This window comes from Pseudonocardia xishanensis (genome assembly GCF_039541715.1).
Classification (GTDB): domain Bacteria; phylum Actinomycetota; class Actinomycetes; order Mycobacteriales; family Pseudonocardiaceae; genus Pseudonocardia; species Pseudonocardia xishanensis.
The window spans coordinates 69,727-81,553 of record NZ_BAABGT010000022.1 but is presented as its reverse complement, the minus strand read 5'-3'; the positions used below and the strand labels follow the sequence as shown (position 1 = coordinate 81,553).

The following is an 11,827-nucleotide window of genomic DNA, read 5'->3' as shown; positions in this document are numbered from 1 at the left end:
CCCCGCGAGTCCCCCACTCCCGACCCCGAGTCGGACACCCCGCCGTCCGACGCCCGTCCTTCGGCGCGGTGTCCGGGGTCGTGGGACCCTTCCGCCGTGCGTGAAGCCCTGCCCGTCGACGCGGTCGCTCCGCTCCTCCCCCGCTACGGCGTGCGGTCGCTCGCCGAGGTGTTCCCCGCGGTGCTGGCGGCCCTCGGCGTGCCCGGCCCCGCCCCGGCGATCAGCCTGCCGCCCGTGCGCGCCGCCGCCGTCCTGCTGATCGACGGCCTGGGCTCGGAGCTGCTGCGCGACCACGCCCCCGACGCCCCGACCCTCGCCGCGCTCGCGGGCGAGCCGATGACCGTCGGGTTCCCGTCGAGCACCTCGATCAGCGTCACCTCGCTCGGGACGGGTCTGCCGCCCGGCGTGCACGGGGTCGTCGGCATCACCTTCCGGGCCTGCGAGGACCGGCTGCTCGACTCGTTGAAGTGGACCTCGCACGCCGAACCGGAGGCGACCGACCTGCGCGAGGCCCTGCCGCCGGAGCAGATCCAGCCGCACGACACCGCGCTGCAGCGCGCGGCGGCGGACCACGTCCGGGTCACCAGCGTGGGCCCGCGGTCCTTCCGCGGCTCCGGGCTGACCCGCGCGGCCCTGCGCGGCGGGCACTATGAGGGCGTGATCGCGCTCGGCGACCTGACCTCCGAGATCGTCCGCGCGTTGTCGGGGCCCGGCCGTCGGCTCGTGTACGGCTACCACGCCGACCTGGACACCCTCGGCCACCTGCACGGACCCGGGTCGACGCCGTGGCGCTTCCAGCTGCGCCAGATCGACCGGATGGTGGCCACCCTCGTGGAACAGCTGCCGCCGGACGCCCTGCTGCTGGTGACCGGCGACCACGGCATGGTCCAGGTGACCCGCCGCTACGACGCCGACCAGCTCACCCCGCTCCGCCTCGGCGTCCGCCTACTCGGCGGCGACCCCCGGGCCCGGCACGTCTACGTCCGCGACGGCGCCGTCGCGGACGTCCGCGCCGCCTGGCAGGACGTCCTCGGCGACGACGCGTGGATCGTGACCCGCGACCAGGCCATCGCGGAGAACTGGTTCGGCCCGGTGGCCGAGCACGTCCCCGAGCGCATCGGCGACCTGGTGGTGGCGCTGCGCGGGGTGGCCGGGGTGATCCGTTCGGTCGCGGAGCCCACGATCTCCCGGCTGCCCGGCCAGCACGGCTCGCTCACCGCCGAGGAGCAGCTGGTCCCCCTGATCCTGGCGACCACCGTGCGGTGAGAGTCTCCGGGTCGGCACTCACCGACGAGACGCGCTCTCACCGCAGCCTCGCGGTCTCCCCGTCCACGTCCCACCGCCTGACCGCCGCCGACGCCGCGGAGACCATCGCCGCCCACATCGCCTCGCCCTCGGCGACCGACGCTCCCCGCGGGTCGCCGAGGATCCCGTTCTCGCTCACGCCCGCCACCCCCCGCTCCCGCAGGATCGGCAGCAGCTCGCGCAGCGGCGCCGTCGCCCCCGGCTCCCGCTCCGGCCCCACCGAGCCCGGGTCCAGGGCCACCATCAAGGACGTCTCCGTCCGGCCCGCGTGCGCGTCTCCCGGTGCGGCACACGGCACCCACGCGACGTCGCGGCCCTCGTAGCGCAGTAGCCCGCAGGCCTCGACGAGCGACGCGACGTTCCCGCCGTGCCCGTTCACGAACACCACCCGCGCCGCCCACCGGCATGCCGAGCGGCCCAGCTCGACGAGCAGCAGCCGGAGTCCCTCGTGTCCGATGGAGACGGTCCCGGCGAACCCCTCGTGCTCCCCCGCCGCCCCGTAGGCGACCGCGGGCGCGAGCACCAGCCCCGGGTCCGCGTGTTCCAGCTGCGCCGCAACGTGTTCGGCCACCCGGAGGTCCGTCGTGAGCGGCAGATGGGGGCCGTGCTGCTCCACCGATCCGACGGGAACCAGGAGCGTGCGCGGTGGACCGTTGTGGACATCACGCCACGTGAGCGCCCCGATCAGCACGTCTGACCTGCGCGGACACGGTTGTCCACAGCAGCCGTCCACAGGTGGATATCACTCACAGGGCCACCGCCACTCGTTCGCCGTCACGGATCGCGGCGTCCATCCGCCGCGGCGCCAGGCAGTCCCCGATCCGGTGCACGCCGGGGCGCCCCCGCAGGGTCTCCCACAGCTCGTCGGCGGGCTGCGGCGGGACCGCCTCGACGACGGCGTCGACCTCTCTGACCCTCGTCCGCCCGGTCGGGTGGTGGACCAGCGTGACCCCCTCGCCGACGCCGGTGACGAGTGTGTCGGTCGTCAGCCGGACGCCCAGGTCGTGGGCGCGGCGGCGGAACCCCTCCCGGTCCAGCGTGAGCCCGAGATCCTGCCCGACGACCATCGCGGGCGTCACGACCTCGACCTCGCACCCTCGCTGGGCCAACAGCTCCGCGACGGAGGTCGCCTGGTGGAACCCCAGCTCGTCGACCACGAGCACGCGGCCGGTCGGGGCGGCGGTGCCGTCGAGGACATCGCACACGTCGAGCGCACCGGCCCAGCGCCGCGCGGGCCGGGCGCCGGTCGCCAGGACGACCACCTCGGCGTCGAGCTCCGGCTCGTCGTCGGTGATCCGTACACCGTTCGCCCCGCACTCCGCGACGAGGTCCCGCACGACGAACCCCAGCTCCGCCCGTCCGGGCGCGAGGGCCGCGAGCGCGAGCTGCCCGCCGAGCCTCCCCCGCTCGTGCAGCGTGACCCGGTGCCCGCGCGCGGCGGCGGTCGCGGCGGCCCGCAGGCCGGCGGGCCCACCCCCGACGACCGTGACCCGCCTCCTGGGCGGCCCCGGGGTCACCGAGCGACTCCCGTGCCGCCCGAGGGTCGACTCGCGCCCCGCCCGCGGGTTCACCGCGCAGCCGAGTGCCCGGTTCATGCCCACCCGCCCCACGCACTCCTGGTTGCACCCCACGCACGCCCGCTCGAACGCGGGCCCGGCGACCAACCCGCGCGCGAACCCGACGAGGTCCGCGTGCCCCTCGCGAAGCACCTGTTCGCCCTGCTCGCGCGTGGTGAACCGGCCGACGGCGACCACCGGGACCGACACTGCCGCGCGCACCGCGGACGGCACGTGCGTCGCATAGCCGGACGGGGTGTGCATCGACGGCTCCACCAGGTGCAGCGAGGACGTCGCCACGCCGATCGTCGTGTTGAGCAAGTCGACGCCTGCGGTCTCCAGCAGGGCACCCACCGCGGCGAGCTCCCCGACGGGGAGCCCCTCCTCCTGCCCCAGCCGGACCGCCAGCACCCGGTCCCCGAGCTCCGCGCGCACCGCCCCGACGATCCGCAGCAGCAGCCGAGCCCTGTTCCGCAGGGGGCCGCCGTGCTCGTCCGAGCGGTGGTTCGTCGCCGGGGACAGGAAGCAGCGCACCAGCGACGCCTGCGAGCACTGCAGCTCGACGCCGTCGAGCCCCGCCGCGACGACGTGCCTCGTGACCTGCGCGTACCCGGCCACGATCACGTCGAGGTCGGACTCGGTGAGCTCGACCGGCACCTCGCGGAACATCGGGTCCGGGAGCGGCGACGGACCGCGGACGGGCGCGCGCGAGTACATCCCGGAGGCCTGCGGCCCGTTGTGGTTGAGCTGGGCGAGGACGAGCGAGCCGTGGGCGTGGACGGCGTCGGCGACCGTCCGCAGGCCGGGGACGACGGCGGGATCGTGCCCGCGGATCATGTGCTCGTAGGGCTGGTCGTCCGGGTGGACCGCATGTTCCTCGGTGATCACCAGACCTGCCGTGCGGGCGCGCTCGCCGTAGTACGCGGCGTGCCGGGCGGTCGGCAGCCCGTCCTCGGCGTAGCCGGTGAGGTGGGCGGTGAACACGATCCGGTTCCGCACCGTGGCGCGGCCGACCCGCAGCGGCTCGGTCAGCATCCGACCACCCGACGGCCCTCCCGGACGGCCTCGTGCACCGTCCGCGGCGCCACGCAGTCCCCGATCCGGGGATGACCGCCCAGCGCGGTGTCCGGCAGCCGGTGCGCACAGTCGATCACCACGGTGGCGGGCAGCTCCCGCGTCGCCCCGTGGTGCACGTCGCGGACCAGCGCCGCTCCCCGGCCGACGGACTCGAGCCGGGAGAACAGCACCCGCTCGACGCCTGCCCGCTCCAGCCGGGCGTTGGCGTCCGCGAGGTCACCGGTGCGGGCGAGCTGGGTCCCGGCGACGGCGTCCGGCGTGACGAGCGCGCAGCGCAGTCCCCCCGCGGCGACGAGCTCGGCCACCCCCACGCCGGTCCAGTCCCCGAGGGGATCGTGTACGACGACCGCCGCGCCGGCGGGCAGGCCCGGTCCTCCCGCGAGCACGGTCCCCCCGCTGCCCGACCGCTGTGCACTCTCGCCCCCTCCTCGACCCCCGGCTCCGGCGCCCGTCGCGGCTCCGGCCAGGAACTCGGCCGCGGGCAGGACCCGCACGTCGGGATCCGAGGCGAACGTCGGCGGCGACGGCGCCGAGCCCGTCGCCAGCACCACGTCCCCGACCAGCTCCTCCCGCCGCATCTCCCGCCCGAGACACACCTCGACGCCGAGCCGGGCCAGCTCCCGCTCCCACCACTCGACCAGCAGCCCGAACCGCGCCCGCCCAGGCAGCGCGGCGGCGAGCCACAGCGCGCCGCCGAGTCGGTCCGCCCGTTCCACCAGCCGCACCGGCCGCCCGAGCAGCGCCGCGGTCCGCGCCGCCTCCATCCCCGCCGGCCCGCCCCCGACCACCAGCAGCGGCGAGCCGCGCCGCGGACGCGGCGACCGCGGCAGCGGCGGATCGACGGTCTCGTGCCCGGAGCGCGGCTCGGTCTCGTCGGTGATCAGCGGGTTGCGGGGGTCGCGGGCGCGGTGCTGGTTCGCCAGCGTGCAGGGCCGGATCCGCTCGGGCGCCCCCGCCCGCACGTGCGCGACGAGCCGCGGCTCGGCGATCTGCGCCCGCGTCATCTCGACGAGCGCGAACCCCTCCCGGACGGCGACCTCTGCCATCGACGGGTCCACGACGCTCCCCTGCAGCACGACCGGCACTCCGCGGCCCAGGAAGGCGCGCGCCATCGACAGGTTGAAGCCCGGCGGGGTGTGCGCGTCCGGTCGGGTCGCGGAGACGCTGAGCCCGGAGCCCCGCACGGGTACGAGGTAGTCGACGAGGTGCGCGAACGGCTGACGTCCGGCTCGCTCGTCGGAAGCGGAGGACTCGCGCGTCGGAGACGGGAACCAGGAGAGCGACAGGTCCCGGGTGATGCCCGCCCACGGGGCCAGTTCGTCGGTGCAGAGGCGCAGGCCGACGACCGCGTCCGCGCCGACCGCGGCCCGGACCGCCGTCAGCACCTCGCGGAGCAGCAGGGTGCGGTCCTCGCCGTACGCGTCCGTGCGCTGGTTGGTGAGGCCGGAGAGGAACTGGCGTAGCAGGGAGTGCTGCCCCGCGTTGATCTCCACGCCGTCGAGGCCGTCCGCCGTCGCCCGGGCCGCCGCGGCCGCGAACCCGGAGACCAGCGCGGAGATCTCCGGCTGCTCCATCACCTGCGGGACCTCGCGGGACACGACGTCCGGCACCCGGGAGGCACCCCAGATCGCCTGCCCGGTGAAGGCCGAGGTGCCCTGAGAACCGCTGTGCCCCAGCGATGCCAGCAGCAGCGCGCCCCCGCACGACCCGGCGATCGCGCCCCAGCCGGGCAGGGGCGCACGCTCGTACCCCCGGTCCGACGGATGCACCGACGCCGTCTCGCAGACGATCACGCCGCACCCGCCCGCGGCCCGCTCGGCGTAGTACGCGCGATGCCGGTCGGAGAACGCGCGGCCGCGCCCGAGGTTGGTGACGTGCGGGCCGAACAGCACGCGCGACGGCGCCTGCCGGGTCCCGACCCGCACCGCCTCCCCGAGCATCACCCCTCCAGGGTGGGTCGCGCGGCGCCGGACCCGTGCGGGCGGGTCCGGCGCCGGCGGACTGTGGGCCGGTTACGAACCGGCGACCGGAACGCCTCGACCGGCCGGGCGGAGCCCCGAGTCGGACTCCGAGGCGCCGAGGCCCGCGAGCGGGCTGGTCTCACACGCCCGGTCGGGGCGCCCCATGCTCAGCTGCAGCAGCACCGGCGACTTCTTGCCGAGCTTGGTCCGCGAGTGGTCCACCTCGGACTTCGGGATGACATGCCCGTCCCCGCGCGCCGCGAGGGCCTCCTCGCCGAACCCGCGCACGCACTCCGGGTCCGGTCCGTCGAGCGGGAGACCGGTGAAGAACTTGGCCGCCATGCAGCCGCCCTGGCAGGAGTCGTAGTGCTGGCAGCCCGAGCACGCCCCGCCGGTCTGGGGCTGCCGCAGCTCGGTGAACAGCTCGGAGTTCTCCCAGACCTCCTGGAAGCCACCCGGAGAGCGGACGTTCCCGGCCAGGAAGTTCTCGTGGATCGCGAACGGGCAGGCGTAGACGTCCCCGACCGGGTCGATCAGGCACACCACGCGCCCGGCGCCGCACAGGTTCAGCCCGGGCAGGGCCTCGCCGAACGCCGAGAGATGGAAGAACGAGTCGCCGGTGAGGACCTGGTCCCCGCGGTCGACCAGCCAGTCGTACATCTGCTTCTGCTGCGACGGCAGCGGGTGCAGCTCGTCCCAGACGTCCGCGCCACGGCCGGACGGGCGCAGCCGGGTGATCCGCAGCTGGGCGCCGTACTTGTCCGCGATGGCCTTGAACTCGTCCAGCTGGTCGACGTTCTGCCGGGTCATCACGACCGAGATCTTGGGCTGCTGGAAACCGGCCTCGGCCAGGTTCTCCAGCGCCCTGATCGCCATGTCGTACGAGCCGGGGCCGCGGACGTAGTCGTTGACCTCGGGGGTCGCGCCGTCCAGCGAGATCTGGATGTCGACGTAGTCGGTCGCCGCCAGCTGCGCCGCCCGCCTCTTGTCGATCTTCAGGCCGTTCGTGGAGAACTTGACCCCGACGTTGTGCGCGATCGAGTAGTCGAGCAGCTCCCAGAAGTCCGGTCGGACCGTGGGCTCGCCGCCGCCGATGTTGATGTAGAAGACCTGCATCCGCTGCAGCTCGTCGATCACGGCCTTGGCCTCGGCCGTGGTCAGCTCGCGCGGGTCGCGGCGGCCCGAGCTGGACAGGCAGTGGGCACACGAGAGGTTGCAGGCGTAGGTGAGCTCCCACGTCAGGCAGATCGGCGAGTTGAGGCCGTACTGGAAGTGGTCGACCAGCTTCATCTTCTACGAGCTCCTTAGCGCGGTTCGATCGTCCCGGAGGCGGCCAGACCGGCCAGAGCCTTCAGGTAGGCGGGGCGCTGGGCCTCCTCGACGCCCGCGGCGACGATGGCCGAGTGGACGTCCGGCCGGCTCTCCAGGCCCTTGACGACCTCCACCAGCGGCAGGGTCTTCAGGAACGAGAGCTTGCGGGTGCCGAAGTGGTAGACGAGTGCGCCGAAGGGCTCCGGACGCAGCGACACCTGGGGGCTGCAACGGTAGGGAGCGCCGGGGTCGAACTCGACCCCGGCCACACCCTCGGCGGTCTTAGTAGACACCGCACATACCGTCGATGGAGACCTCCTCGACGAGGGTCTCCTCGACGACGGGGGCGTCCTCGAGCTGCTCGTTCTGCTCGATCGGGGCCATGGGTACCTCCAGGTGTGACGTCGGCGTCGGGCAGTTCGGACGATATTGGCACCCGGTGCCGGAAGCAAGGGTCCGCTGCGGACGACTCTCCGTTCGGTGGGGGCGGACGCGGCGTCCGCCCAGGTCACAGGCATGCTGATCGCGTGGCGCTCCTGCACCTGACCACGCCCGCGGACTGGCGGGCGGCCCTGCGCACCGGCGGGATCACCCCGCTGGAGGATTTCGTGCACCTGTCGACCGCCGCCCAGGTGACGTTGCCCGCGAACCGGCTCTTCTCCGGACGCGCGGACCTGCTGCTGCTCGCCATCGACCCGGCGGGGCTGGACGTCCGGTGGGAGCCCGGCGTCCCCGGCGACCCCGAGTCGATGCGCTTCCCGCACGCCTACGGTCCGATCCCGACCTCCGCGGTCCTGGCCGGGCTCCCCTACCGCCCGCGCCCCGACGGCGGGTTCGACGCCCCGCCGCCCCCTCCCGAGCGCGCCGACCACGCCGCCCGGCTGCGTGCGCTCGTCGACGGTCTGCCCCGCCGGGTCGCGACGGCCGAGGTGCCGGTCCCCGGCGGGCTCGCCGCCCGACAGGACGAGGCGCCCTGGTCGCACGCCGTGGTCGACGACGCCACCCCCGCCCAGGACATCGCCGCGGGCACCGCGGACCTGGGCCCCGTCCTCGTGACGGTCCGCGGCACCGATCCCGGCCCCGTCGCCCGCGAGCTGGGGCGCTCGGGATGGCGGGTGCACCACGAGGTGGCGATGGTCCGCGCGCCGGTCCCCGGCCCGAGCCCCGCCGAGCAGGTCGACCTGGGGACCGTCCGTCCGCTGTGGATCGCGTTGTGGCGCACGGACCTGCCGGTCGACGCGCCCGACCGGGTCCGGCTCGTGGACCAGTACGGGGTCTTCGACGGTGGCGCGGACGTCCGGTTCCTCGCCGTGCGCGAGGCGGGCCGGGTGGTCGCGTCCGCGGCACTGCTCCTCGACGGCGCCACCGCCCTGCTCGAGGCCGTCGCGACCGATCCCGCGGCGCACGGTCGCGGGCACGGCGATGCCCTGCTCCGGGCGGCCTCGACGATCGCCGCCGAGGCGGGCTGCGACCTGCTCGGCCTGCACGCGGACGCCGACTCCTGGCCGCGGGACTGGTACGCCCGCCGCGGGTTCGCGGTCGTGGACGAGCGCTGGACCGCGAGCCGCGCCTGAGTGGGCCCGAGACAGGTCGGCCTCCGCGCGGGAGACTCCCGTCCATGCAGGACTACACCGCGCACGACGCCGTCGGGCTCGCCGAGCTCGTGGCGAAGGGGGAGGTCACCCCGACCGAGCTCCTCGAGGCCGCGCTGGCCCGCGCCGACGCCCGTGCCGACCTCAACGCCCTCGTCCTGCGGATGGACGAGCTCGCCCGCGAGCGCGCCGCCGGACCGCTGACCGGCCCGTTCGCCGGCGTGCCGTTCCTGCTCAAGGACCTCGGGCAGCACTACGCCTGCCTGCCCACGGCGACCGGATCGCGCTCGCTCGCCCACTACCCGCGCCCCGACCACGCCCTCGCGGTGCAGCGCTGGCTAGACGCCGGGCTCGTGGTCTTCGGCAAGACCGCGACCCCGGAGTTCGGCGCGAAGGGCATCACCGAGCCCGCGTTCGGCGGCCCCACCCGCAACCCGTGGAACCCGGCCCACACCCCCGGCGGGTCGTCCGGCGGCGCCGCCGCGGCCGTCGCGGCGGGGATCGTGCCGGTCGCGGGCGCGTCCGACGGCGGCGGGTCGATCCGCATCCCGGCCGCCTGCTGCGGGATCTTCGGGCTCAAGCCGAGCCGGGGGCTCGTCCCCGAGGGCCCGGACGTCGCGGAGCGGCTGCACGGCGCCGCGGTCACCGGTGTGGTCTCCCGGACCGTGCGGGACACCGCCGCGATGCTCGACCTGCTCACCGGCCAGGACCCGACCGGTCCGTACCTGGGCGCGAGCCCCGGGTCGCTGGCCGAGGCGGCCCGCCGCGAGCCCGGCAGGCTGCGGATCGGTGTCAGCACCGCCTCGCCGCTGGGCACCCCCGTCGCCCCCGAGGCCGTCGCGGCGGTCGACGACGCCGTCGCGCTGCTGGGCGAGCTCGGCCACGAGGTGGAGGAGGCGAGCAGCGGGGTCGACGAGCGCGCGCTGGCGTCGGACTTCCTGACGATGTGGTTCGCGGTCGTCGCCACCCAGGTCGCCGACGCCAGGGCCCTCACCGGCGCCACGGACGCCGACTTCGAAACGGACACCCTGGTCATGGCCGCACTCGGCCGGGCAACCTCGGCCCCGACCTACGTCGCCGCCCACGACCGCTGGAACGTCCACACCCGACGGCTGGCCGCCTTCCACGAGCGCTACGACCTGCTGCTCACCCCCACCCTCGCCCGGCCGCCGATGCGGATCGGGGAGTCGGCCACGCCGGCCGCGGTCACCGCCGTCGCCAAGGTGTTGCTGCGCACCCGGACCGCGGGCCTGCTGGGCCGCACGCCCCTCGTCGACAGCCTGGTCGACGCCAACCTCGGCCCCGTCCCCTACACCCAGCTCGCCAACGTCACCGGCAGGCCAGCGATGTCGGTCCCGCTGTACCGGACCCCGGAGGGCCTGCCGCTGGGCGTGCAGTTCGTCGGCCCGCTCGGCGGCGAGGGCACGCTGCTCGCGCTGGCGACCCAGCTCGAACGGGCCCGGCCGTGGCTCCCCGCCCTTGTTGCCAACACGATGCAGCAGCCACCGGATCCCCCCTCCGCCCGGACGGTTTCCGCCCCCACCTCTTGACGGTTTGCCCCACGTACCCCTGTGCCCGGCGTCACTCCCGGCCCTAGCGTCGCCGTCGACCGCTTCACCTGCACCAGAAAGGGCTGCCATGCAGGTCGACGAACTGCTCAAGCCGTTCCCGCTCAAGGAGTTCCACCCGTTCCCGAAGGCGCTGCTCGGCCCGGGTGCGCACGAGATGATCGGTCCGGAGGCCCTGAAGCTCGGCTTCAAGAAGACCCTGGTGATGACGTCCGGCCTGCGCGGCACGGACATCGTCCACAAGATCGTCGAGTCGATGAAGTACCACGGTCTCGAGGTCGTGCTCTACGACCAGGTCGAGTCCAACCCCAAGGACTACAACGTCATGGACGCGGTGGGCCTCTACCAGCAGAACAACTGCGACTCCTTCGTCTCGATCGGCGGCGGGTCCTCGCACGACGCCTGCAAGGGCGCGCGGATCTCGGTCGCCCACGACGGCCGCAACGTCAACGAGTTCGAGGGCTTCAACAAGTCCGAGAACCCGCAGAACCCGCCGCACATCGCGGTCTCCACCACGGCGGGCACCGGTTCGGAGACCTCGTGGGCCTACGTCATCACGGACACCACGACGGACCCGGACAACCCGCACAAGTACGTCGCGTTCGACGACGCCTCGGTGACCAGCCTGGCGATCGACGACCCGGTGCTCTACTACGACTGCCCGATCGACTACACCGCACAGTGCGGCTTCGACGTGCTGGCGCACGCCTCCGAGCCCTACGTGTCCCGGCTGAACTTCCAGCCGTCGCTCGGCAACGCGCTGCACGCGATCAAGCTGACCGCGCAGAGCCTCCGCGCCGCCGTCTGGAACGGCCAGGACCTGGCAGGCCGCGAGGGCATGATGTACGCGCAGTACATCGCCGCCCAGGCGTTCAACTCCGGTGGTCTCGGGATCATCCACTCGATCTCGCACGCGGTGTCGGCGTTCTACGACACCCACCACGGGCTCAACAACGCGATCGCGCTCCCGCGCGTGTGGGCGTTCAACATGCCGGTCGCCTACGAGCGCTTCGCCGACATCGCGGAGGCCATGGGCATCGACACCCACGGCATGACCAAGGTGCAGGCCGCGGAGGCCGCGCTCGCCGCCGCGATCCGGCTGCTGCGCGACGTGGGCATCCCGGAGCGCTTCATCGACGTCACGGCGGACTCGTACTCGAAGAACCGGCTCGGCAAGGGCCCGACCAAGTTCTACGAGAACGAGAAGTCCATCCGCGGCGACGCGGCGGACGTCGACCGCATCACCAACCACGTCCTCGGCGACGCGTGCACCCCCGGCAACCCCAAGGAGTGCACGTTCGAGACGGTCCGCCCGGTCGTCGACCACTGCATCAACGGCGACCTGGACGACCTGCTGTCCTGAGCTGATCGACGGGCCCGTCGCCCGGATCCGGGGCACACTCGGATCCGTGCGACGGGCCCGCCCGCCTGCGTACGCCCGGCTCGGAGGACGAGCC

The 11,827-nt window shown here is 74.3% G+C and carries 10 protein-coding genes; 4 read left to right on the top strand and 6 right to left on the bottom strand.

Annotated elements, in window-relative coordinates; genetic code table 11:
- Positions 1-96 precede the first annotated feature (96 nt).
- Entirely contained in the window at positions 97-1,266 is a 1,170-nt protein-coding gene (locus ABD993_RS07180; RefSeq protein ID WP_345413957.1) for an alkaline phosphatase family protein, read from the top strand.
- A 37-nt stretch (positions 1,267-1,303) separates the two neighbouring features.
- Here ABD993_RS07180 and mftE read toward each other — a convergent pair whose 3' ends face one another.
- The 6 genes from mftE to mftA all read right to left on the bottom strand — a co-directional run bounded on the left by mftE (position 1,304) and on the right by mftA (position 7,594).
- Positions 1,304-1,996, bottom strand: a complete 693-nt coding sequence (gene mftE / locus ABD993_RS07175; protein WP_345413955.1) for a mycofactocin biosynthesis peptidyl-dipeptidase MftE — start codon at positions 1,994-1,996, stop codon at positions 1,304-1,306.
- Positions 1,997-2,051: 55 nt separating this feature from the next.
- Positions 2,052-3,896, bottom strand: coding sequence for an oxidoreductase (locus ABD993_RS07170; RefSeq protein WP_345413953.1), 1,845 nt, complete (start codon positions 3,894-3,896; stop codon positions 2,052-2,054).
- A complete protein-coding gene (locus tag ABD993_RS07165; RefSeq protein WP_345414011.1) occupies positions 3,890-5,878 on the bottom strand; it encodes an oxidoreductase in 1,989 nt (662 codons plus the stop codon). The genes ABD993_RS07170 and ABD993_RS07165 overlap by 7 nt, the downstream gene beginning before the upstream one ends.
- A 72-nt stretch (positions 5,879-5,950) precedes the next feature.
- Positions 5,951-7,189, bottom strand: coding sequence for a mycofactocin radical SAM maturase (gene mftC, locus ABD993_RS07160; protein ID WP_345413951.1), 1,239 nt, complete (start codon positions 7,187-7,189; stop codon positions 5,951-5,953).
- A 14-nt stretch (positions 7,190-7,203) separates the two neighbouring features.
- Entirely contained in the window at positions 7,204-7,503 is a 300-nt protein-coding gene (gene mftB, locus ABD993_RS07155) for a mycofactocin biosynthesis chaperone MftB (RefSeq protein ID WP_345413949.1), read from the bottom strand.
- Positions 7,493-7,594, bottom strand: coding sequence for a mycofactocin precursor MftA (mftA, locus tag ABD993_RS07150; protein WP_345413947.1), 102 nt, complete (start codon positions 7,592-7,594; stop codon positions 7,493-7,495). Before mftA ends, mftB begins: the two co-directional genes overlap by 11 nt.
- Positions 7,595-7,737: 143 nt before the next feature.
- Here mftA and ABD993_RS07145 point away from each other — a divergent pair, with 143 nt between their 5' ends.
- The 3 genes from ABD993_RS07145 (at position 7,738) to mdo (ending at position 11,733) form a co-directional block, all read left to right on the top strand.
- Positions 7,738-8,784, top strand: coding sequence for a GNAT family N-acetyltransferase (locus ABD993_RS07145; RefSeq protein ID WP_345413945.1), 1,047 nt, complete (start codon positions 7,738-7,740; stop codon positions 8,782-8,784).
- A gap of 44 nt (positions 8,785-8,828) precedes the next feature.
- Positions 8,829-10,352: an amidase gene (locus tag ABD993_RS07140; RefSeq protein WP_345413944.1), complete on the top strand. Its 1,524-nt coding sequence runs from the start codon at positions 8,829-8,831 to the stop codon at positions 10,350-10,352.
- 88 nt (positions 10,353-10,440) lie between these two features.
- On the top strand, positions 10,441-11,733 hold the full coding sequence (gene mdo, locus ABD993_RS07135) for an NDMA-dependent methanol dehydrogenase (RefSeq protein WP_345413942.1): 1,293 nt from the start codon (positions 10,441-10,443) through the stop codon (positions 11,731-11,733).
- The last annotated feature ends 94 nt before the right edge of the window (positions 11,734-11,827 follow it).